The sequence below is a fragment of the Carboxylicivirga fragile genome (genome assembly GCF_050589805.1).
Taxonomy (GTDB): domain Bacteria; phylum Bacteroidota; class Bacteroidia; order Bacteroidales; family Marinilabiliaceae; genus Carboxylicivirga; species Carboxylicivirga fragile.
Window position 1 is genome coordinate 52,871 of the sequence record NZ_JBNGOY010000016.1, and the last position, 24,860, is coordinate 77,730.

The 24,860-nt window shown below is 37.0% G+C and carries 19 protein-coding genes; 15 read left to right on the forward strand and 4 right to left on the reverse strand.

Annotation, left to right across the window (positions count from 1 at the left end):
- The 6 genes from thiC (at nt 1) to thiH (ending at nt 5,915) form a co-directional block, all read left to right on the forward strand.
- On the forward strand, nt 1-1,818 hold the full coding sequence (thiC, locus tag ACRD7B_RS08995; protein ID WP_430824191.1) for a phosphomethylpyrimidine synthase ThiC: 1,818 nt from the start codon (nt 1-3) through the stop codon (nt 1,816-1,818).
- 40 nt (nt 1,819-1,858) lie between these two features.
- The gene (locus tag ACRD7B_RS09000) at nt 1,859-2,464 is read left to right on the forward strand and encodes a thiamine phosphate synthase (protein ID WP_430824192.1); all 606 of its coding nucleotides are present in this window, start codon (nt 1,859-1,861) and stop codon (nt 2,462-2,464) included.
- Between the two features lie 73 nt (nt 2,465-2,537).
- Nucleotides 2,538-3,302, forward strand: coding sequence for a hydroxymethylpyrimidine/phosphomethylpyrimidine kinase (locus ACRD7B_RS09005; RefSeq protein ID WP_430824193.1), 765 nt, complete (start codon nt 2,538-2,540; stop codon nt 3,300-3,302).
- Nucleotides 3,295-3,957, forward strand: a complete 663-nt coding sequence (locus tag ACRD7B_RS09010; protein ID WP_430824194.1) for a thiamine phosphate synthase — start codon at nt 3,295-3,297, stop codon at nt 3,955-3,957. The genes ACRD7B_RS09005 and ACRD7B_RS09010 overlap by 8 nt, the downstream gene beginning before the upstream one ends.
- A gap of 30 nt (nt 3,958-3,987) precedes the next feature.
- Nucleotides 3,988-4,755: a thiazole synthase gene (locus tag ACRD7B_RS09015; RefSeq protein WP_430824196.1), complete on the forward strand. Its 768-nt coding sequence runs from the start codon at nt 3,988-3,990 to the stop codon at nt 4,753-4,755.
- Between the two features lie 38 nt (nt 4,756-4,793).
- Nucleotides 4,794-5,915 (forward strand): 2-iminoacetate synthase ThiH, encoded by a 1,122-nt coding sequence (gene thiH / locus ACRD7B_RS09020; RefSeq protein ID WP_430824197.1) that lies wholly within the window; start codon nt 4,794-4,796, stop codon nt 5,913-5,915.
- Between the two features lie 47 nt (nt 5,916-5,962).
- Here the strand turns inward: thiH and ACRD7B_RS09025 are convergent, their stop codons facing one another.
- Nucleotides 5,963-7,195 carry a pepsin/retropepsin-like aspartic protease family protein gene (locus ACRD7B_RS09025; RefSeq protein WP_430824199.1) on the reverse strand — a complete coding sequence of 411 codons (1,233 nt, stop codon included), beginning with the start codon at nt 7,193-7,195 and terminating at the stop codon, nt 5,963-5,965.
- A gap of 429 nt (nt 7,196-7,624) precedes the next feature.
- On the opposite strand from ACRD7B_RS09025, the gene ACRD7B_RS09030 reads away from it, so the two are divergent.
- Complete coding sequence (locus ACRD7B_RS09030) at nt 7,625-10,075, forward strand: TonB-dependent receptor (RefSeq protein ID WP_430824200.1); 2,451 nt, start codon at nt 7,625-7,627, stop codon at nt 10,073-10,075.
- A 149-nt stretch (nt 10,076-10,224) separates the two neighbouring features.
- Nucleotides 10,225-11,214, forward strand: coding sequence for a DUF4421 family protein (locus ACRD7B_RS09035; RefSeq protein ID WP_430824201.1), 990 nt, complete (start codon nt 10,225-10,227; stop codon nt 11,212-11,214).
- A 7-nt stretch (nt 11,215-11,221) separates the two neighbouring features.
- On the opposite strand, the gene ACRD7B_RS09040 is transcribed toward ACRD7B_RS09035, so the two are convergent.
- The 3 genes from ACRD7B_RS09040 to ACRD7B_RS09050 all read right to left on the reverse strand — a co-directional run bounded on the left by ACRD7B_RS09040 (nt 11,222) and on the right by ACRD7B_RS09050 (nt 15,147).
- Nucleotides 11,222-12,781: a phospholipase D-like domain-containing protein gene (locus ACRD7B_RS09040; protein WP_430824202.1), complete on the reverse strand. Its 1,560-nt coding sequence runs from the start codon at nt 12,779-12,781 to the stop codon at nt 11,222-11,224.
- A 500-nt stretch (nt 12,782-13,281) separates the two neighbouring features.
- Nucleotides 13,282-13,809, reverse strand: a complete 528-nt coding sequence (locus tag ACRD7B_RS09045; RefSeq protein ID WP_430824203.1) for a YSC84-related protein — start codon at nt 13,807-13,809, stop codon at nt 13,282-13,284.
- Nucleotides 13,810-14,793: 984 nt separating this feature from the next.
- Nucleotides 14,794-15,147 (reverse strand): RidA family protein, encoded by a 354-nt coding sequence (locus ACRD7B_RS09050; RefSeq protein ID WP_430824204.1) that lies wholly within the window; start codon nt 15,145-15,147, stop codon nt 14,794-14,796.
- A 549-nt stretch (nt 15,148-15,696) separates the two neighbouring features.
- Here ACRD7B_RS09050 and dgt point away from each other — a divergent pair.
- From dgt to ACRD7B_RS09085, 7 genes are all read left to right on the forward strand, one after another.
- Nucleotides 15,697-17,076: a dGTP triphosphohydrolase gene (gene dgt / locus ACRD7B_RS09055; RefSeq protein ID WP_430824205.1), complete on the forward strand. Its 1,380-nt coding sequence runs from the start codon at nt 15,697-15,699 to the stop codon at nt 17,074-17,076.
- Nucleotides 17,077-17,180: 104 nt separating this feature from the next.
- The gene (locus tag ACRD7B_RS09060; protein ID WP_430824206.1) at nt 17,181-19,496 is read left to right on the forward strand and encodes a COR domain-containing protein; all 2,316 of its coding nucleotides are present in this window, start codon (nt 17,181-17,183) and stop codon (nt 19,494-19,496) included.
- 204 nt (nt 19,497-19,700) lie between these two features.
- A complete protein-coding gene (locus tag ACRD7B_RS09065) occupies nt 19,701-19,919 on the forward strand; it encodes a hypothetical protein (protein WP_430824207.1) in 219 nt (72 codons plus the stop codon).
- Nucleotides 19,920-19,925: 6 nt separating this feature from the next.
- Entirely contained in the window at nt 19,926-20,639 is a 714-nt protein-coding gene (locus ACRD7B_RS09070; RefSeq protein ID WP_430824208.1) for a DUF3667 domain-containing protein, read from the forward strand.
- 776 nt (nt 20,640-21,415) lie between these two features.
- A complete protein-coding gene (locus tag ACRD7B_RS09075) occupies nt 21,416-22,051 on the forward strand; it encodes a PQLLE family protein (RefSeq protein ID WP_430824209.1) in 636 nt (211 codons plus the stop codon).
- A gap of 78 nt (nt 22,052-22,129) precedes the next feature.
- The gene (locus ACRD7B_RS09080; protein WP_430824210.1) at nt 22,130-23,359 is read left to right on the forward strand and encodes a hypothetical protein; all 1,230 of its coding nucleotides are present in this window, start codon (nt 22,130-22,132) and stop codon (nt 23,357-23,359) included.
- A 348-nt stretch (nt 23,360-23,707) separates the two neighbouring features.
- On the forward strand, nt 23,708-24,730 hold the full coding sequence (locus ACRD7B_RS09085) for an endonuclease/exonuclease/phosphatase family protein (protein WP_430824211.1): 1,023 nt from the start codon (nt 23,708-23,710) through the stop codon (nt 24,728-24,730).
- Nucleotides 24,731-24,860: the final 130 nt, after the last annotated feature.

Sequence of the window (24,860 nt, forward strand, 5' to 3'; positions counted from 1 at the left end):
ATGACAAAAGGAAAGATTTCGCAACAGGGCATAACAACAGGTCCGTTTCCAAGTTCGAAAAAGATATACGAAAATGGAACCATTCATAATATTAAAGTAGCGCATCGAAGTATTGAATTAAGCGACACAAGAACAACTGAGGATGAATTAATTTCAAATCCTCCAATTACTGTTTACGATACCAGTGGTCCGTATACCGATCCATCTTATGTGGTTGATTTGGAGAAAGGGCTTCCTAAAATTCGTCAACAATGGATTGAGGAGCGTGCCGATGTTGAAAAGCTGACAAACTTAAGCTCGGAATATGGCAATCAACGCCTAAATAACAAAGAGCTCGACAAGCTACGTTTCGATCATGTTAACCATACGCCATTACGTGCCATTAAAGGCAATTGCGTAACGCAGTATTATTATGCATGCCAGGGCATTATTACACCTGAAATGGAGTACGTTGCCATACGTGAGAACCAGCAACTACAACAGGTAAAAGAAAACTATCGTCAACATCGTGGCGAATGCTATGGTGCCAATATTCCTGAAAAAGAAGTTACAGCCGAATTTGTACGTCAAGAGCTTGCTGCCGGACGTGCCATTATACCAGCCAACATCAATCACCCAGAGGCAGAACCAATGATTATTGGTCGTAACTTCCTGGTTAAAATAAATGCCAACATTGGTAACTCGCCAACCTCATCAAGTATCGAAGAGGAAGTTGAAAAAGCCGTTTGGGCAGTACGTTGGGGAGCCGATACCATTATGGATTTATCAACTGGTGAAAACATCCATGAAACACGTGAGTGGATCGTTCGTAACTCTCCGGTTCCAGTAGGCACCGTGCCCTTATACCAAGCTTTAGAAAAAGTAGGTGGTGACGTTGAAAAATTAACTTGGGAAATCTATCGCGACACTCTAATAGAACAAGCTGAGCAAGGCGTTGACTATTTTACTATTCATGCAGGATTGCTTTTACGTCATATTCCATCGACGGTTAAACGTGTGACAGGTATAGTATCACGTGGTGGTGCCATCATGGCCAAATGGATGTTGTATAAACACAAAGAAAACTTTTTATACACGCATTACGACGAAATCTGTGACATATTAGCAGCCTACGATGTTGGTGTTTCCTTGGGAGATGGATTACGCCCTGGATCAATAGCCGATGCCAATGACAGGGCCCAGTTTGGAGAATTAGACATATTGGGCGAACTAAATAAAAAAGCGCGGGCCAAATATGTACAGGTGATTATTGAAGGCCCAGGTCATGTACCAATGCAAGCCATCAAAGAGAACATGGATCGCCAATTGGAACAATGTGATGAAGCACCTTTCTATACATTAGGCCCTTTAACTACTGATATTTCTCCAGGTTACGATCACATAACGTCCGCTATTGGTGGCGCTATGATTGCCTGGCAAGGAACAGCCATGTTGTGTTATGTTACACCAAAGGAACATTTGGGACTTCCAGATAAGCACGATGTTAAAACAGGAGTAATCACTTATAAGCTAGCTGCACATGCCGCAGATATTGCTAAAGGATTTCCTGGAGCACAGTTTAGAGATTATGCCATGAGTAAAGCACGTTTTGAGTTTCGTTGGAAAGATCAATTCGCCTTAGCACTTGATCCTGAAACAGCTATGAAGTATCACGACAAAGAATTACCGGATGAAGGCTATAAATCTTCGCATTTCTGTTCGATGTGTGGAGAAAAATTTTGCTCTATGAAATCGACGCAAGAAGTTCGGGATCTGGCAGAAAAGCTAAAAGAAAAAACAGATTTGTTTAAAGAATCGGGCGGAGAGCTGTATTTGTAATCTTTTACACTATTTTTGTGGCAGATTAAAACTAAACTTTATGAAGCCAGTAGTAATTTGTTATCCAAAGAACCTCAAAAACGAAGTTGAAGCTATTACAGCATTGTTTGAAAATGGACTAGAGGTTCTTCATGTTCGAAAGCCAGCCTTTTCGGAAGAGGAAATGCAACAGTGGATTGATTCAATTGACGCCAAATACCATAAACAAATGACCATTCATAGCCATTTGTCATTGGTTGGTAAAATGAAACTTAGGGGTGTACATTTCACATCATACAATCGTCATTTAATTGATGATTACAGTGCAAGTACAAGTCCTAAAAGCATTTCGGTTCATTCGATGAGTGAATTGATCAATTTGAGCGATGCCTTTAATTATGCGCTTTTGAGTCCGGTATTTGAGAGTATCACTAAAGAGGGATACGGTCCGGCAATTAGCCAAGATGTACTTAAAGAGTATCTATCTGCTAAACATGAAGTACCTGTATTGGCATTGGGAGGTATTGAATCGAACAATGTTGATGTAGCCAAAAAATTAGGTTTTGATGGTGTTGTGTTGCACGGACACCTTTGGGCTGAATTTGAAAAAGATGGTGATGTGAATGCTTTAATTGAGCGTTTCAAGGAAGTCACCACAAAATGGTAATTAGCAACCTTTAATTTTAAGAATCACTGATTCTTAATGAATACATAGAGGTCGCTTAAACATTATTAAAAGAATGAAACGACCTTATGTACTTAGTATTGCCGGCTTTGATCCCAGCAGCGGAGCAGGCATTTCGAGTGACATTAAAACCCTGGAACAGAACAAGGTTTATGGCCTGGGCGTCGTTACTAGTGTTACTTACCAGAACGAAAGTGAATTTATTGGCTTAGATTGGCTTTCGATCGAAAAAATAAAACAACAATTACAGGCATTGGCTGTAAAATATACGCCGGCTTGCATAAAAATTGGCTTGATTCAATCCGAAGATTGCCTCTCAGAATTATTAGACTGGCTAAAAGAAACATGGCCTGAAGCTTTTATCATATGGGATCCCATACTAAAAGCTTCAGCCGGCTTTTCTTTTCATGCTAACTTAGCTCCTTCTATTAAAAGTTTGATAAGCGGCAGAGTCGACCTCATCACACCGAACATTCCGGAATACACACAATTATTCGGCAAGGAAAATCCACAACTAATTGTTGATGAATTAGAGTGCCATCTTTTATTAAAAGGAGGTCATACTCAAGAATCCAGGGTTTGTGATGAATTGTATTCACCTAACAAAACAAGCTATAAAATAACATCAGACAAGGTGAAGGGCGATTGGCAAAAGCATGGAACTGGCTGTGTTTTATCATCAGCCATAAGTGCTGAACTTGCCAAGGGAGAAGATTTACAGAAAGCTTGTTACAATTCTCATTTCTACGTTAAATCATTCATTGCCAGCAACCACAACTTATTAGGCCATCACTCTTACAATCTATATGACCATGAATAAAAGTATAGCCAAATTACACTTTATCACATCGCCATCTGATCAGCACAGCACCATGGATCAGATTAAGCAAGTAGTACTTGGCGGATGTAACTGGGTGCAACTTCGCATGAAGGAAGCAGATAGCAAAGAATTTGAACAAACAGCGCTTCAAGCTTTGAGTTTCTGTATGGATAATGATGCCAAGTTAATCATAAATGACAATGTACAACTTGCTGCTAAAATTGGAGCTGATGGTGTTCATTTAGGAAAGAATGACATGTCACCCTCTGAAGCAAGGCGTATCTTAGGTGACCATATGATAATAGGTGGAACGGCAAATACCTTTGAAGACATAAAACAGCTGGTTGCTCAAGGCGTTGACTACATAGGCCTTGGCCCCTTTCGTTTTACCGAAACAAAAAAGAAATTAAGCCCTGTACTTGGCCTTGAAGGCTACCAAAACATTATAAGCCAATGCCGCGAGAATAAGATTAACATACCTGTTATTGCCATTGGTGGACTAGTACCGGAAGACCTTAAAGGTTTATTTGATGCTGGTGTGCATGGCATTGCCATTTCATCGTACCTCACAAAAAAAGAACAACCAGGAGCACAAACCATAGAGCTACTAACAAGCACTGGTAAATACAGCTCGGCCAACTGGATAAAAAAATAACATTAACCGCAATATTAATAATCCCAAATCATGTCTGAACTTAAAGTAGGTGAATACATATTCAACTCAAGGTTATTTACCGGCACTGGTAAATTTGCATCGAATGCCTTAATGGAAGAAGCCATTAACCAAAGCGAATCAGAATTGGTTACCGTGGCACTTCGCAGAGTTGAAGTTAACAATGCTGCCGACGATATTTTGCAACATTTAAAACATCCACGCATAAAGTTACTGCCAAATACCTCAGGTGTAAGAACGGCCAAAGAAGCTATTTTCGCTGCACAGTTAGCACGCGAAGCTTTGGGCACAAATTTACTTAAGCTGGAAATACATCCCGATCCTAAATATTTATTACCCGATCCCATCGAAACACTTCAGGCCGCAGAAGAGCTTGTAAAATTAGGGTTTGTAGTGCTACCGTATGTTCAGGCCGATCCTGTACTTTGCAAACGCCTTGAAGAAGTTGGAACAGCGGCTGTAATGCCTTTGGGTGCACCCATTGGTTCAAACCAAGGTCTGCAAACCAAAGAGATGCTTCGAATAATAATCGAACAAAGTAAGGTACCTGTTGTGGTAGATGCTGGCATTGGAGCGCCATCGCATGCGGCTGATGCCATGGAGATGGGAGCTGATGCAGTGCTGGTTAATACGGCAATCGCTGTTTCTCCTAATCCGGTTCAAATGGCACAGGCCTTTAAAATGGCGGTAGAAGCAGGGCGCATGGCCTATGAAGCCAAATTGGCCGAAAAAAGCAGGGGTGCTGAAGCATCTAGTCCCTTAACGGCCTTTTTAAATTAAACCAAGCACAAATTACCTTACAAGCTAGCAAACCAGTCATGACTAATAATACCTTTGATCAAGTACATGCCTCTCACAATTGGGAAGAGATCAGGCAATCCATATACAGCAAAACTGAGAGTGATGTTGAGCAGGCTCTTAATTCGCATAATGCGACACTCGAAGATTTCAAGGCGCTCATTTCTCCTGCTGCTGAACCCTATCTGGAACAAATGGCAGCAAAAAGTAGAGCCATCACCCAGCAACGCTTTGGAAAAACCATTCAAATGTATATTCCGCTGTACTTGTCGAATGCCTGTGCCAATGCTTGTGTTTACTGTGGTTTTAGTCACGATAACGACATCAAACGAATTACCTTAAACAAAGAGCAAGTATTGGAAGAAATAAAGGTGATTAAAGACATGGGTTTTGAGCATCTTTTGTTAGTTACAGGCGAACATCCTGCCGATTGTGGCTTTGAATACCTTAAAGAAATAATGGAAGTGATCAGACCACACTTTTCGTTGATTTCAATTGAGGTGCAACCTATGCTTCAGGAACATTACGAACAATTAATCGAACTGGGCTTACACACAGTTTACGTTTATCAGGAAACTTACAACAGAGAAAAATACAAGAGCTATCACCCTAAGGGGAAAAAATCCGACTTTTCGTATCGACTTGAAACCAGCGAACGGCTTGGCAAAGCGGGCATTCATAAAATTGGCATTGGTTGCCTACTTGGCTTGGAGGATTGGCGCACGGATTCGTTCTTTACAGCACTTCACCTCGATTATCTGGAGAAAACCTATTGGCGAACCAAGTACAGCATCTCCTTCCCTCGCCTTCGACCACATACTGGTGCCTTTCAGCCCAATCATGAAGTGAATGATCGCCAATTAGCACAACTAATTATGGCTTACCGCATCTTTAATCCCGATGTGGATTTATCGCTTTCTACGCGTGAGAGTAAGGTGTTCCGCGATAATATGTTGCAATTGGGCGTAACTGCCATGAGTGCCGGATCGAAAACCGAACCTGGCGGCTATGCTGTTTATAACAAAGCGCTTGAACAATTTTCTGTTGCCGATGATCGTAGCCCTGACGAAATTAGTCGTATGATTCAATCGAAAGGATACGAGACCGTTTGGAAAGACTGGGACAGTGGGATGATGGGGTAATGATTAATTATAAATGGTTAATTGTTAATGGATAATTACACTCTCTCTTAATTAAAAATAGCTTCTTTAACTAATTGAAACTGTTGAATGGTGTCATTGACTTTAATTTTCACATCAATTGTATCATTAGCGAATTTCATACCTCTAAAACTACAATAGGATGCTTCGTCGGTAAAAGTAATATCATTAATTGAGATCACTTCGGCTTTAAGAGGTACCTGAGCCCTTGATGATGGTGTATCCTCAGTAATGCTTGTAATTTCAACTCGATTCAATTCTTTATTATATCGTGTTGAAAAACCTGTTGTCTTCCAGATGAAATTCTGTTTACTTTCGTTAGGTTCAAGTATCAATTTTTTATCATGCCAACTAATGGTGGTTTTGTACTGTTCAAAAAAGCCGAGACCTAAAAGGTTTAAACTCTTTTCTCTTGCTGTAACGGGAAAATCATTCACAAAATAGGACGAATCAGTAAATATTAAACTGTCCAATAAATAGTATCTTTCATTTGATTTCTCTGCGATATCATCACCTAAGCCCCTACTTCCTAATCCATCAATCAATTTACTCTTTAAGTTCAGAGAATCTTTTAGAACATAGGCTTCTTCCAAACTCATATAACCACTATTACCTAGATCCACCAGCACACTAACAAACCTCTTGTTCTCTCTAAATTTAATGTTGGCATTAATATGATGGCTTCTTTTATTTTCCTTTAAATCAATCTCGATTCTATCATCGGTCAAGTCCAAATCGGCAAGCTGTTTAGAAACTATGATGTATTGCTTTTCAAAATCGATCTGCCAAACCAAATGATGCATGACGCCAGTACCAATCAATCCATAAATATCATCAGAACAATCAAAATTAAATTCTAGCTCCTTGGCATTAATCTCATTAAATTCGATGCCATTGCCAAGAGTAAGAGACTCAACCTCTCTAATTCTGCTGGTAAAGAAATCACCTTTTGAGCCAATACCAATACCCATACCGTTGCCAGGAAAATCATATTCTCTTTGACATTTACCAAAAACCATATTACCAGCACCACTATCCAGAATGAAGGAATGTGTTTTTTCGCTGCCATTTATTCTGGCTTGCAGCAAAATATGCCCAGAAGATGAATAAGTAAAAGGTATGGTATCAACATTTGATACCATGCTTAATTCGCCTTGACTAAGTTTCTTGTGTTGATTAAGAACATTAAAAACAAAAACACCAATGGTAATCATCACAATCAATATAATAACTCCCAATCCAATAGCAATTTTCTTCGCCATACTATAAAACACTTTTATTTAACGACATGAGGCATGCATAACTAAATTTCAGCTTTACCTTCACTACGAAGTTATTTTTATAATTAACAAAACTATAATTTCACAGTCTTATTTTTTTGATATGTGAAGTAATACCCACCATGTGCCCCAAATTTCAATAAAATAACAGACAGCAAAAAACTTGCAATCCTAACTCATTTTCAATAAATTACACCACCAACATTATTTATCGGACAAAAAGCTCTTAAATATATTTGTTAATCCAATTTGGCATGTTACATTTGCGCCAAATTTAAACAATGGGGTGCCTCATAATAACGGGCTGAGATCATACCCTTCGAACCTGGCCGGGTAATGCCGACAAGGAAAGATGCTATCTCCTATTACTCCTCATTGCGGTATTTGTTTTAAACTTAAACTGCTTTATTAATGAAGAATTTTTTATTTCTAGTGCTCATTGGCTTATTTACAATTCAGGCCTCGGCACAAACGGTTATTAATGGTAAAGTTACCAGTGAAAATAATGAACCTTTAGTTGGTGTTAATGTAATCCTTAAAAATACTTACTCAGGAACGATTACGGATAATAATGGTGAGTTCGAAATTTTGAGTAAAGAAAATCAGCCTACATTGGTTTTTTCTTACATCGGACATAAAACCACAGAACACCAGGCCATTACAAATAACCTAGACATTAAACTTGAAACCGTCGCGGTATTAACAGATGAAGTTATAGTATCAGCAATAAAAGCTAACAACAAATCTCCAATTGCTTATACGAACATAACCAAGTCAGAGATTATTAATCGTCCTTCATCGGAAGACATTCCTTATATGTTAAGCCTAACGCCGTCAGCTGTTGCAACGTCCGAAACTGGCATTGGTGTTGGATATACTGCCCTTCGTATCAGAGGAACTGATCCAACCAGGATTAATGTAACCGTAAACGGAATCCCACTAAACGATTCTGAAAGTCAAGGCGTATATTGGGTGAACATGCCAGACTTTGTTTCCTCATTAGATGAAGTACAAATACAACGCGGCGTAGGAACAAGCACGAATGGAGCTGCCGCTTTTGGAGCAACCATAAATTTCCAAACAACTTCAATTAACGACAAAGCTTATTCTCGTATTGAAAGTTCTGCTGGTTCGTTTAACACTTTTGTAAACTCTATAAGTGCCGGTACCGGTCTAATCAAAGATCGTTTTGCCTTTGATGTTCGTTACTCCAAGTTAAACTCCGATGGTTATATTGATTATGCCTTTTCTGATCATCAATCCTTGTACTTAAGTGGTAGTATGCTTACTAATAATGGACTTCTTAAAATGAACATCATTCATGGTGATCAAAGAACTGGCATAAGTTGGTGGGGAGTTCCACAAGAGAAATTATTTAAACCGGAATGGGCAGACGACAGTTGGAAGCCAGAAAGAACATACAACCCTGCTGGTGAATACACTGATGTAGATGGCAATACTCGTTATTACGAAGACCAGACAGATAACTACAAGCAAACTCATTATCAATTATTTTATTCTCATTCGCTTAATGAGAAACTAAACCTTAATGGTGCTTTACATTACACAAGAGGTGAAGGCTTTTACGAGCAATACAAAGAAGATGAAAGTTACGGTGAGTATGGCTGGGAATCTATTGAAATTGGAAATGAAACCATTAATTCAACAGATTTAATTCGACAAAAATGGTTAGAAAATGATTTTTATGGCTTAACAGCTTCTGCTAACTATAAAAATGGCAACGTATCAGGTTCGTTCGGAGGCGGATGGAACCGATATGAGGGTGATCACTTTGGAGAAGTTATCTGGGCCAGATTTGCTGGTGCATCTGAGAAAGGTGATCGCTGGTACGAAAATGTTGGAGAAAAAACTGACGCTAATGTATTCGCAAAGGTTAATTGGCAACCGACCACATCCATCAATACCTTCTTTGATTTACAGTACCGCAACATTAATTATTCGATGGATGGTATCGATGACGATCGTGAAGCTCTAGTACAAAAGCATAAATTCAACTTTTTTAACCCCAAGATTGGAATCAGCTACGATTTATCGAAACAGCAACAGACCTATTTCTCGGTAGGCATTTCAAACCGCGAACCTACGCGTACAAATTTTAAAGATGCCAAAGGAGATCCTAGTTCATACCCTAAAGCGGAGCAGCTAATTGACTTTGAAGCTGGTTATAACTATAAATCGTCAAAATTTTCTGCTAGTGCCAACTTGTTTTACATGCTTTATAATGACCAATTGGTGCCAACTGGCGAAAAGAGCAGCAGTGGTTATGATGTAATGACAAATGTAAAAGACAGTTACCGTGCAGGTATAGAATTCGTATTTGGTGCACAAATAACTAAAGAGTTCAGTTGGGATGGTAACTTATCATTAAGCCAAAATAAGATTAAAGATTATGTAGACCATGCTACCGTTTATGATGAAAACTGGGATGAATTAAAAGAACAGTTAATATCAGAATTGGGAACAACTGACATTGCATATTCACCTGATGTTATTGCTAGCAGTATTCTTGGCTACGCAGTTAATTCAAACCTAAAAGTGAGTTTGATTTCTAAATACGTTGGTGAGCAATATTTTGATAATACATCAAATACTAATAGAAGCCTAGATGCCTACTTTGTAAATAACCTAAAATTAGATCTTAATTTCTTCCCATCTTTTGCCAACCGCATTGGTCTACAATTGATGGTTAATAATTTATTCGATTTAGAGTATGAAAACAATGCCTATGGTGGCAACTACTATACCCGTGACTCAGCAGGAAATGACACAGAACATACTTGGGCTTATTATTACCCTCAAGCAGGTGTTCATTTTATGTCTAAATTGATCATCGAATTCTAATCCTTACAAAAACTTCACAAAAGCAGCCGTCGTAAACTTACGTCGGCTGTTTTTTTTTGCTTTTAATAAATCGTAAAACTATTTACCACCCCGAGCGTAGAAGCATTATTATTTTTACTCATTCAGAAAAAAAAGTATATTTATCTCTTATGCATAAGGTGTTTTTAGTGCTATCTATCCTGTTTATTGGGCTGTTTGTTACAGCTCAAAGTAAAGACAGTACCATCTATTACACCGATTATAGTCAACATTTTGCACTTAGCGCCTATGGTATTCAAAAAATAGGGACCCTTACTATTGAGGACACTAACTCCGAAAAAAAGCTCCATTACTTACCAAATAAAAACTTAAACCTTGGACTTTTTGGTCAGTACAAATGGATAGGCTTGGGTATAGCAGTCAACTTTTTTCCGAATATGAATGTTGACAAATATGGCAAGAGCACATCACTAAATCTTGGCCTGACACTTACTCCAAAAAAGTGGTTAATTGGATTTAATCTATCTTTTAATAGAGGCATGTATTTACAAAATGCTGATGAAGTAATTAATAAATGGGATGGTAAAAGTTATCATTCAATGGATAGTTTATCCGTAGCAAATTTTAATATAGGCGTACTTCGGGTTTTAAATAAAAACTTCTCTTACAAGGCTGCTTATAGTGCCAATCAAATTCAACATAAAAGTGCCGGATCAACACTGTTAGGTGGATTTCTGTCATCGTATGCTCTCAGCACCGACGAAAGTCTTGTGCCCCAAGAAGTACATCAAAACTTTGCAACTGCCGATAGCATACGTTCACTAGGTTTGTTTTCATTTGGTATATCAGGAGGATACACCTATACTTTCGTCATAAAAAAGAAATTCTTTATAAATCTTTATTTGGTGGCTCACCTAGGAGCACAAACCGTCAACATTAAGGATCAGAATGAGGTGATTTTAAATCCAAGTGATGAAGCTCAATTAACAACGGGTTATCAGTTTAAGACATCGCTTGGATATAACACCGATAAGTGGATAGCTGGTCTGCGTTATTCAACCAATGCCTATAGTATTAAAGGCATTTCAGAGGCCGATGTCCAATACGACTCAAATGTATTTCGGATCTATTTTGGTTACCGCTTTGGCAAAACAAAGTAATCACCTACTACAAAATAGCCTTGGGCAGAACTTTGCGTGTCCAGGTTTTTATGCGCTTCATTTTATTCACTTCCTTATCCGGATTAAAATCAACGGTTGTTTCCCAGGCATTTTCTGGTTTTAATTCCTCCTCCACTGCTGCTTGTACTTCAGATGCGATATCAACAGAGTTAATAACCACAATACATTCGGTATTCAGATTAGCACTTCGCGGATCCAAGTTAAAAGTGCCAACAACAGTCGTTTTTCCATCAATCACCATAGACTTAGCATGTAAACCAAACTTGGGTGTATAATCGATGCTACCTTGCAAATCACCCGACATAATTTTCCGACGGATAGCTGCATCAGGCCTAAATTCAAATATTCGTACCCCAGTTGCTAATAACTTCTCTCTGTTGCTTTGATAACTGGCAAAAGCTTCCACATTATCGGTTGAGGCCAAACTATTGGTTAATATTCTCACTTCTACTCCTCGATCAGTCGCTTCCCTGAAAAGGTTCTGACTCAATTCAGTAGTTATAAGGTAGGGCGTTTGAATCAGTATTGAATGTTTCGCCCGACGAACCAGACTGATTAAAGTATCGGTGCACACGCCTCCTCCACCTAGACCTTCACTCCCATCATTCTTACCGGGATTATCCGATACGTAGCTTACATCATCCAACCAATATAATTCACCCGACTTCTTTATATCGGGAAAACTGCTTGCCAGATTCTCGATTTTATCTCTGACCTGTGGCCAGAAGTTCTCAGGGTTGCATGCGTATTGATGCAAGCGTTCAAATTGATTTTCGTAATGCTGGCTATCGGCCAATTCTTTACTCAGTTCCTCTACCGGCACACTTAAGTCGTAATGCCAGAAATCGTTAAAAGAAGCATCTACATCACCAGCCAATTGGCCCAACAAAAGCACATCACGGTCTCTGAAATTATATTCATGATCGTAATCAAAATACTCATCTGCCACATTCCTTCCGCCTGTAATAGCCACTTTACCATCTACAATAAAGGTTTTATTATGCATACGCTGATTGGCCGTTCTAAAGTCGGTACTAAATTTCTTCAACTTCTGAAATAAGTTCTTACCCAAATTAACACCAGGATTGTAAACCTTAATAGCAATATTTTTGTGCGAAGCCAAGGTTAATACATCCTCAATATCGGCATCCACCATTATATCATCAATCAATATGCGCACCTTCACGCCTCTATCGGCTGCTCTTACCAAGTAATCACAAGCAATTAGCCCAACATTATCGGTTGAAAAAATGAAATACTGTATATCGATGCTTTTCTCGGCATACTCGCACAACCACGCACGTGTAACCAAAGCCTTACCCCCATCTTCAAGCATCAATACACCGGTCTTCTTTTCCATCTGTTCCGAAATACTTGCCAATTCATCTGTCAAAGAAATAGAATCGTTCCGATGAATGCGCGAACAGAAATCACTCACCTCATCGCTTTTTTCATCTGATGCTGATGAGCAGGAAGATAAGCATAGGCAGCTTAGGATGATAAAGTAAAAAAGGTTTGATTTTGATAGTGTGGAGCTTCCTTTCATTGTGACTTTCTAGGTAAATGTTAGGACAAGATAGGTTAATATGCTTAAGTAAAACAAATGCGGATTAAACTCATGAAGAAAATAGCTTCCTATTTTAAGTACAACTAGGTTCCGCGTCTGCATCACTCACCTACCCACTTTACTTTGTTCATTAGATAGAAACCTCACCTCTAAACGAAGTTTATTTAATTGTTGTCTGTAACTACATTGGCTAAAACTGATAAATGATATTCTCAATCAAATCACTGTCCTCTAGCCGGACAGGCTTTTCATTTTTGGCTTGACCCAAAAACGAAACAAAAAAGTCAAGGCTGCACCCGCTTCTCTATAAAAACTACGATTGTCTGGCTGAAATCGTTTAAACTCGCTTCGCTCAAACAAAAACGATTTTTAATCGCCACACAATCTTGTTTTTTTGATCATCGGCTGAGGCCACACCCCAATGCGAAGTTGGAGCATTAAATATTAAACCAAAAAGCACAATTAAAATACAACTTCTCCTACAAATCCTTATACTTAAATTTCTGACCAGCAACAGAAGCCTCATACATCAAGCCACCTTTTGCCATAGTGAAAATGGCAATACCATCTACGTATTTGGCATTGGCTGATACACCAGCTGCTGCGGCAACCGCCGATACCTGAGCGGTAAATTCGATTTTATTCTCTGTAAAACGATCAAACTCCTTTTGTGTCTCAAAAAAGATGACCTCACGAAAAGCCTGTCCACCAGCCTGGAAACCAATACTCACCTGTGTTAATTTAGCCATACCAACCAGACTACCTTGCTTGTAGGCTGCACCATTACCAGCGGCACCACCTATGCCCAAACCTCCTTTACCAACATTTGGGAAAATAACGTAGCCATATGAGCCATTAAAAAACTTAGCCATGCCGTCATCTTTTTTCAGGAAAGCTGTTTTGGCTTCGCCACTATCTTTAATTATTTCTTTTTGTTTTTCTTCTGATTGCGCCATTGCACCAAAGGCAAATGCCATTACCAGGCAAATACTAGTCAAAATTTTCATTCCATATTTATTTAAAGTTAAACTTCTTTCTTAAAGGTGTTTCAAGTTAGACTTTTCTAAAGAAAAAATAAAGCCCATCACAAAACACTAATGTATTGATTCAACCCAAACTATGCATTCGATTAATAAAAAATAGCCTAAATGCATAACGATAAAGCAAATCATCCATTTGGTGAAAATACCAAAATGGTGATTTTCTATCACGATAATTATCGTAACGGGGTTAACCATCATGGATCCATTAGTTCATCATAAAAAAATGATTCCTAATGAATAATTCAGGTTTAACTTATAGACACAATACGATTGCAAAAGACGCATGGAAATACCATTACCACAATAATCCCCTTAAAAGTGGATAAGATCACTCAAGCCGTGATAACTTTAGTCTGCGCAATTTTCAATACATTTTTGATTAAAGCTCTGCACTTAGTGTATGCACCGACCTTAGCTGGTGAGTCACAAAACAAGGTTAATGTAACGTTTAAAAATTGGTTTCTGTTTGAGCTTTTTCGAGGCACGAGAAAAGGTGAGTTTAACCAATTTCAGTGAATTAACCGTAGTTTTGCGAACGAAGCAGGTACAGTCGGCGGACTTTTTGTCCCGCCATGGCGGGAAGCCTAGCGGCTTGAGCGAAAAATTACTTAACACTGATCCTATTATTCCCTTTACTTTCTTCCTTCAGCCGAAGAAAGTAACACCGCGATAGTTATCGACGGGGCTGCGACTACAGCACTCGTTTACCCTCTTTACTTTGTTGATTAAAGCTCTGCACTTCGCGTTTCACCCCTCCAAAGCTCCCCTAAAAGGGAGGCCACGGTTTGACAGTTGTAGTGAGTATTTCTAAAATAGAAGATCGGCGAAACCTCTGCAATGACAATAAGACAAACTTTATGCTACTAGTAATACTCCACCTCCAAACTAGCAACTGACAATCACTACTCAAAGTTTGATAATCCGAATTCAAGCTCTCACAACACCACTTTATTCAATTTTTGCTGCCACTACCGACATTTCTACCAGCAATTCAGGACGCGCCATACGAGCTTCAACACAAGCACGTGCCGGCTGATGACCTTCTTCCACCCATGCATCCCAAACTTCATTCATAGCAGCGAAGTCTTTCATGTCGCGTATATAAATTGTTACTGAAAGTATATGCTTTTTATCGGAACCTGCTTTATCAAGCAATTCTTCTACCTTTTCTAAAGTTGTAAGAGTTTGTTCTTTGATATGCTTACTAGCGTCTTTTGCTACCTGGCCACAAAGATAGATTGTGCCATTGTGCTCAACAATTCGACTCATACGTGGCGTTTGATCTATTCTCGTTATTGACATTTGTTTTTGTTAAAGGATTAAAAAAATAATACTACAAAGAACGGGAAATATCAGGAAAACTGAATAGGGTTATCTATTTTATAATTTTACCTGATTAATGATTTTTCGCACGGTGATTGGCATTCGAAACCAGTGTAAGGCTACAGAAGTAAAGGTTTATCTATGGGAACTTTTTAATAGAAACCTTACATGAACACTGAAAAACACACATGTAAACCACTTTATTTAGCCTTTGACAATAAAGGATTGACTCCCCTACAACGACACTCAAAAATAATTATGTATTTATCAATTATTTATCCACGTTAGTACATTAAAAAACCACTCTCACATAATTCACTAGTAATTAACACACAATAAACAAGAACCAACAGCTCCTAATTAAATAATAATTTCTATTTTTAAGGTAAAATATTATTATGCTTATTGGAGTAATTCTTATCTATGCATGAGCACTATAATAAATGAAATAAAACCCTGTTTTTCTATACAATAAAGACAAGTTCGAATCAAGAAATCTGATAAAACCAAAAATAAACGATAAATAATATGGCTTTAACATGGAATAATTGCTTTTCACCTAAAAGGTTTGGAGTAGAAAGCGGTTCAAAGGACATTAGAAATGTTTACGAACGAGATTGGGATAGAATAATTTTCTCTAGTCCATTTCGCAGACTTCAAAATAAGACCCAAGTTTTCCCCTTACCAGAGGAAGTTTTTGTCCACAATAGGCTAACACATTCACTTGAAGTTGCAAGTATTGGCAGATCTTTAGGGAAGATTATTGGTAAAGAGTTTTCGCAACTATCAAATATTAAGATTGATGATAAAGCTCGCCCATTTTATAGAAATAATTTAAAGAATGTTATTGCTGCTGCTTGTTTAGCACATGATTTAGGCAACCCTGCATTCGGACATTCAGGAGAAGAAGCAATTTCTAAGTATTTTAAGAAAAGAGATACTCAGAAACCTGAAGATATAGATTTTAAAATCAACTTTACGAAGGAAGAGTGGAATGATTTAATAAACTTTGAGGGTAATGCAAACGCACTAAGAGTTTTGACAATGCAACAAAAAGGACGCTACAAAGGAGGGTTTAGGTTAACCTATAGCACCCTTGGAGCCATTTTAAAATACCCATGTGAATCAATTGCTTCTGATAAAAATATTTTACATCGGAAAAAGTATGGTTACTTTAAGATAGACGAGGATGTATTCTTGGATATTGCTAAAGAATTAAATCTAATCCAAGATAATGTAAAATCAAGATTAGCATTCAAACGTCATCCTTTCGTTTATTTAGTTGAAGCTGCGGATGATATTGCATATAATATTATTGATTTCGAAGATGCTCAGAGATTAGGGATTCTGTCATATGAAGAAGTTAGAAATTCGTTTCTCGAGATTATTAAACAAAACCATAAAGACGAAATTAAAAAGGTTATTAAAACAGCCGATGATCTAAAAGAAGATTTAAATGAGTCAATTGCTTACTTAAGAGCAAAATCGATTAATACATTAACATATAAATGCGCTAAAGTTTTCTTGCAAAATAAGGAACTAATTCTAAAAGGTGAATACAATAAAAGTTTAATACAGGATATTCCTGAACTAGAAAAAACAATGCAGGACATTGAAAATAAATCAATTGACAGAATATATAATGCCAGAAATGTTGTAGAACTAGAAATTGCAGGTTTCAGAATTATGTCAAGTTTAATTGAGGATTTTGTAACCTCAGCTTTAACCTCATTAGAAAATAGAGATAAAGAACAAAAAAAGATACTTGAATTATTACCAAATCAATTCTCGTTTAAAGAATCAAGCACACCATACATCAAGGTTATGCATATTCTTGATTTTATTTCAGGAATGACAGATTTATTCGCTCTAAAATTATATCGCAAGCTAAAAGGCATTGATATTTAAGCACTAGTCAGTCCCGTCTAATCTATGAAAACCAGTTTAAATCTACTACAACAAACACAAGGATAGTTTTCTGTAAAAAACAAACATCACTAATTTAAATAACAATGAAACCAGACCAAATTGCATTAGAAAGAATACTAGAAGCTGAAAAAAATGGAAGCAAACTTCTGGATTTATATGGACTTGGGATTAAAAAAATACCAAAAGAGATAGGAAAATGTTATAAACTGAAAAATATTAGAGCATGGAGTAACAAAATATCACTCCTACCAAAAGAAATTGAAAATCTCACTCAACTAGAAACTTTATATTTATCAGGAAATGAAATAGAATATCTTCCAAAAGAGATTGGTGATTTAACGAATTTAAGAGAATTATATCTAGGCGGAAACAGGTTAAAAGAAATTCCTATTGAACTAACTCTACTTAAAAGATTAAAAAAGCTAATGCTATCAAGCAATAATTTAACAGAGCTCCCAATAGAATTTGTAAACTTAAAATTATATTCCTTTGATTTAAGTAAAAACCCTTTGATTAAACCCCCCATCGAGATAGCTAATAAAAGCATGTCTTCAATTAAGAATTACTTTGCTTCAATTTCTAATGCACAAGAACTATATAATTTGAGAGAAGCAAAATTGTTGATTGTCGGAGAAGGAGGTGTTGGAAAGACTTGTTTAATGGAAAAGTTAATTGACTCAACATTTACAATTACGGATAGTATGTCCACTACTGAAGGAATAGATATTAAAAGATGGACATTGCCGATAGACTCCAATTCTTCCGTAGACATTAATATTTGGGATTTTGGAGGGCAGGAAATATATCACTCAACTCATCAATTTTTTTTAACAAAAAGGTCAATATACCTATTTTTATGGACAGCTAGAACAGATGATGATAGTAGTGGAAGGTTTGAATATTGGTTAAATGCAATTAAACTATTAAGTGACGATTCGCCTCTAATTATTGTACAAAATAAAATTGATGAAAGGATTAAACTGATTGATGAAAAAACGATAAAGAGTCAATACCCTAATGTTGTCGGTTTTATAAATCTAAGTGTTAAAACCGAGGATGGTTTAAGTGAACTCATGAATATGATTAAGTTTGAGTTATCCAGATTACCTCACTTAGGCGATGTACTTCCAAAAGCTTGGGTGGAAATAAGGAACGAACTTGAATGCTTAGATCTTAATTATATTAGTTATAGCGATTATTTAGCGAAATGCAAGAAGTACTCTTTAACAGAGACTAAAGCAGGTTTCTTAGCAAGATATTTCCACGATTTAGGTGTTTTCTTGCACTTCCATGAAAATTCAATATTAAAGTCTACAGTTTTTTTAAAGCCTCAATGGGCGACGAATGCTGTTTATAAGATTATTGACACAAGGGATGTTCAATTGAATAATGGGAAGTTTAGTTTCAATGAACTAAGTAATATTTGGCATGATTACCCAATCCAAAAGTTTTTTCACCTACTCGAACTAATGAAAAAGTTTGAGCTTTGTTTCCAAATAATCAATTCTCAGGATTTCATTGTCCCAAATTTGCTTCCCCCCACCCAACCAGAATACACATGGGATAAAAAGATTAATCTGAAACTAGAATATCATTATGATTTTATGCCAGCAGGTATTATCTCAAGATTTATAGTTAGGAATAGTGATCTCATTAAGGAAAACATATATTGGAAAAATGGGGTGGTAATTAGACGTGAGAATGTTGAAGCAGAGATCATTTCACACCAGTTTGACAAAAAACTAAAGATTAGGATTAAAGGGAAGAACAAAAAAGGACTATTGAGTATAATACGAAGAGAATTGGAAAATATTCATAAAACACAAAACTATCCTGATGTTACAGAAATGATCCCCTGTACTTGTGATGACTGTAAAACTTCAGATAATCCTTTTTTTCATTCTAACGACAAATTAATTAAAGCTAAAAGAAAGAAGAAGTTTAAAGTACAATGTCAAAATAGTTTTGATGATGTGGACATTGATAAACTGCTCGATGGCGTGGGTTCTTTACCAAAATCAATTTTGTCTGGCATTGTGAATATTTATGGTAATAATAATGAAATTAACCTTGGCAATACAGAAGTTCAAAATCAAAGAGTTTATCGTGGTAATCAACAATTAGTAGAAGTGATAATAAATGATGTGGATAATAATATTTCAAGTAAAGATAAAGCACTTGTTCAATTAATTCTAGACAATACCAAAACTGATGCTGAAAAGGAATTATTGTTAGGTAGCCTAAGTACTATCAAATCAAAAGCAGAACCAATAGAAAAGAAAAATGAAGCATCCAGTACATTACGCAACTTTTTAAATACAAGCGTCTTAGAGGCTGGGAAGCAAATTGTTAAAGAACTTATTACTAATGGTGCAGATTATCTTGGTACAATTTTATAAAACTCATCCTCTAACAAAAACTAAATATCTCACAGGTTATCATTAAGGTGCCTTCGACAGTTCTTTGAAGCAACTACTCTAATTCATCTTTAATGATTTGGTAATAAAAACTAAAAAACTAGTATACGAAAATACTAGCGGTAATCTGAAAACGAAGCATTTAACAACCACTATTCCACATAGCCTTATCGAAAAAAGCCACCCATGAAACAAAAAGAACCAGCACAACAAACAGATCAGGAACTAACACAAGAAGCCAAAAAATCGAAATCGACTCCTATAATCGATGCTGTACTAATAGGATTTTTAGTAGGTATTATCATTTATAGTGTTGTGGCTAACACATGGGGCCTGGTTACCTTGATGCCATTGTTTTTAATATACGGCTTGATTAAGAAATCGAAAAAACGCAAGCTTAAATAAACGATGATGGAGCATTGTATAAACTGCCAAACTGAAGTAGACCAAAACTACTGCCCCTCTTGCGGGCATCCTAGAGTATTGAAAAGAATTGATGGGCACTATATACTTCACGAAGTGCGTAACGTACTGAATTTTGAGAAAGGCATTCTTTATACAATAAGAGGCCTAAGTATTAGGCCGGGTAAAAACATTCGAGGTTTTTTAAATGAGGATAGAAACAGATTGGTGAAACCAATCGTTTTCTTAATAGTGACATCCCTAATTTATTCCCTCATAAATACCTTTTTCCACTTTGAAGAAGCTTACATCTCTTATTCAGGCGAAAGCACATCGGCAACTACTTCCATTTTCGCGTGGGTACAAAGCAATTATGGCTACGCCAATATCATCCTGGCCGTTTTTATTGGCTTCTGGTTAAAACTATTTTTCAGGAAACTCCCTTTCAATTTCTTCGAGATATTAATCATGCTGTGCTTCGTAATGGGCATGAGTATGTTAATTTATGCTGTATTTGGACTTGCTCAAGGTTTAACAGGCCTTAAACTTATGCAGGTGGCTGCAGTCATTGGATTCACATACACGACTTTTGCCATTGGGCAATTTTTCGACAAGGGAAAAGTAAAGAGTTACGTAAAAACCTTGTTTGCTAATTTGCTGGGCATGCTATCTGCAAGTTTGCTGGCGGTGCTAATTGGTGCCTTAATCGATTTAATAAGGTAGCAATAGGAAATAAAGTTAGTCATGAGAGGCAGGGCTGAGGCCATGGCCAATTTGCCAGTGGAATTTCAACCAAAACAATCTGCTAGCATGCACTATCAGGTACTTATACCAAAAATAAAAAGGCCACATTCATAGTTCAAATGGTATTATGTGCCATTAGTGCGTACTTATCACACAAAAGCATGTACTTGAGGCTACAGAGTAGGTACTTATGATACAAGAGCATGTACTTACGGTTCACGAGTGCGTACTTTTGATTCCCGAGTTGGTACTTTCGACTCCCGAGTAGGTACTCAACATTCAAGAGCAGGTACTTTTAACAAATGAGTATGTACTCGATACACGCAAGCCCCAATTTTACTGATATTAGCAAGTATTGTTAAATTAATTTTCCTCAATAACTTGAACTATAAAATTTATTGCCATAATTTTAAGTGTCGATAACAGTAAAGCATACTATTAAAAACACTTAACATGATATCACACTACAAAGTCATACTCCGTTTCACTTCCTAATAAATAGTTCAGATAAGGAAGTTTCCTATTTAATATCCAAAAATCAATTAATCAATACCATATGACTACTCAACCAGCGCATATTGGCACATCAGATCAATAAAGTTAAAGAAAAGGTAACCCTCAATTACTTTTATAATTAAACTTAGAATTAGTACCTCAGCTCAACCTCCGGCTGCCTCTTACAGAATATTGCATAAAGAAAACAATTGCATTTTTCATTACAGACAAATATTTTAACAAACTATTATCTTTTTATTATGAGAAATTCATTTGAAAAAGAAATGGACAAAATCCGCCTACTAATATTCGGTGTGACGGGAAGTCCTGACATAAAAGAGCGCATTGCTCCATTATACACTGAAGAGCGTTTAGCTAAAGGTGTGGATTTATACCAAACCTTAAAACAGACAGCTACACAGCAATCAATTGAGATGAATGAGAGTAAAGGTGCCACCTTCGATTTTAACAGCACTAAAGATGAACTACACGATGTGTTTGTTAAAGCACGTAAAGCCATACGCTTTTTTTACAGAAACGATTTAAAAACCCAAGAAAGTTTATTTATCGACAAAGTCATTCCTGCCAATTATCCTGAGTGGCGAGCGCTTGTAGGCGATACCGTTGGACAAATAAATCGCACAGACGGCCTTCCGGCAAAACTTGCCATTTTTAAGGTAGATACGGAAGACATGGGTGCTAAACTAAGCTTACTTGATGAGCAAAGTAGCAAGGCTGAAAAAGAAGATGGCGAAGCTCAACAGATTACTGTCAAGAAAACAGAGCTTTTTGGTGAACTCAGATCCTACTGTTACGAATTACGCGAGTGCCTTGATTTATTCTACGACGGCGACGACCGCCAGAAACTGGAAGAAGTAGGCATTACCGTTAAATAGGAAACCATCTAATATTCAGGGAGTGTTGGAGGTGCACTCCCCTATTGTATACGAAATATCAACCCGAATACGCTTGAAATGGCAAGAAAGAAGAAACGTAAAAAGAAACCCTACGTTGCTGCTAAACTGGATCGCAAGAGTTTACATATTGAGCTAAAACGTAAAATGAGAGATTTTGCAAAGGCAGCAAATATTGTAGAAGCCTTTAAGCTAATCCCGACCCAAGAAATTGACATCTCTTTAATGCTGGGTATGAGACCAGTTGCTGTACTACCTAAGGATGGTGAGGAAATACCATCCTATGTTCTGAAGATTCTAAAACGTACAGTTTACGTTTGTTTAAAAAATACTTACCTCTATTTTGGAAGTGAGGCCCATAAGGTATCACTCTACGATTATTTCCTGGTTGGTGAACCCTTGTGTTATTTACTCAGAACCAAAGGTTATTCCTTCAAAAATCAAGACAAAGCGGCAAAAGCAGCACAACATTTCCTTGACACTACCGACAATGGGAAGGTTCCTGCTGATAAAGCCATTGACCTAGGCTTCTTTATCTCGAAACAATTCCATTCTCCCACCTTTGGTTATGTCCTATTCAGTTTTGGTTTTGATAATCCACAATCAACATTTCAATCGCATAGGGAGTGTTTTTACATTACAATGATTCCGGCTCAATCTCAAAAAATAACAATCAATGGGCATTCTCGCAGTGTTTACCGCTTGGGTTACCCAATAGGCGATAAAGAAGTAAAATGGGCTTATACCTTACCAGACAAACTTGGAATTGAAAGTGCTTTTGTTGATTTAAAAATAGACATATACATTCAAAAACATGCTCTCAATCGCTTGCATGAGCGACTCGACTGTATTGAAAAATATGTTGCTTTAGCTTTATTAATGAACAATGTCATGACTTTTGACACCACAAAAAATGAGCATGGGCAAGCATTTATCCAATTTAAAATAAAGGACATGATGGTTGGCTACCTTCCTTTTCAATACATTGATGGCATTGTAGTTATTACCACCTTTTTATTGATCACAAACAATGGAACGCCCGAGGGCGAAAAGCTGCACAATACCATTGGTGTGGATAAGCTAGACAAGCAATATTTAGGCATCGACAAACTAAGCACCTTCATTTATTCCGACTTAAAAGATAATGAACACACAGTTGATCTATTTTCACAAGCCGATTGCGGGCATTTATTTGAATTGCCTGAAGAAGTATTCACAAAAGATCATAAAGAAGAAGCACTTGCAAGTGAATTTTGCAAGTATGTTGAATTGGAGGAAGTGGTGGTATAAACAGGTATATTACATACAAAAATGGTCGATAGGTTTAACTCAAGAGTTTAGCCAATGCAAGACCTAAAGACATTGCTGTTAATTATTATGTAAGGATAAATAATAGAAATCTGAGCGTAACAATAAATACTGAAGATTTTGGAGCTATTGATAAACCAGGAAGTACCAACAAGTAATTGACAGATATCTATTAAAAAAATATCACATATTAAACCATTGCAAAAAAGTAAATTATGGAACTCTTCAAACAAGCAATTTTACCTTTTCTTACCTTGCTAATAGCAATAATCTCATTATTAGTTAAGCCTTAAAAATAAAAACAGTAACCTTCATTTAAAAACATTAAACATGTCAAATCTTAAAGAAATCACCTTCGCAAATTGCAACCTTTTCAACTTGCAGCTTCCTGGAAAATCAATGTATGGAGGGAGCAAATGGACCCAAGAACAATACGACAAAAAAATTAAATGGACAAGTAACATTGTTCAATCATTAGATGCTGATGTTATAGGTTTTCAGGAACTATGGCATGCCGATGCGCTCACAGAAGTATTTAAAAAAGCAGGACTTTTAAATGATTATACTTTAATGACGCAAGAAGCTACTGGATCAAAAATCGTTTGTGCAGCAGCTGTAAGAAAGAGTTTGTCACCTAATACTCCGGAATGGATGACCGATTTTCCAGATAAATTTATATTAAAGAGCAAGGGCGATGACCCACAAACCCGAGACATTCAAATTAACATTGATAGTTATTCTCGTCCTGTATTACGTTTTTCAATTGAGCCGCGAAATAACCATAAAATCAATGTATGTGTTTGCCATTTTAAATCAAAGGCACCTTCAAAAATTTATAAAAACCAATGGTACATAGAAGATAAAGATTACTATTCTAAACATTCGGAAGGTATCGGTTCTGCCCTGTCGACAATACGACGCACAGCTGAAGCAGCTGCTCTGCGCATGACACTTATTGACGAATTGAAAGGTACAGACACTGCAATGGTAGTTTTAGGCGACCTGAACGACTCGCAATTGAGCAATACCTTGAATGTATTAAGTGGCCAACCTACCTATTTGTCAGTCTTATCCAAGGGTGGAGGCGATGCCGATTTATACTCAGTAGCAACACTTCAAGAATACCGAAGTTTACGTGATGTATTCTACACTCATATACACCAAAACATAAAAGAATCATTAGACCATATTTTGGTGTCTCAAGAATTTTATGACAATAGTAAAAAACGCATTTGGGCTTTTGCAGGAATGGATATAATGAATGATCATTTAAACAACGAAGAACACAAAGAAGATGGCTCTTCTGATCATGGGATTGTAAAGGCGACATTTAAGTATAAGCCTGCTAATTAAAATCGAATCAAACCCCAATTAATTAATTCTCGGTTGGGGCTTCTTCCTCTTACTAGTCATTAACTCTCCCAAAGCCCATTATTTATCTCTAACGCTTAATAGAAGATATTAAAGCATGTAATTTGAAAAT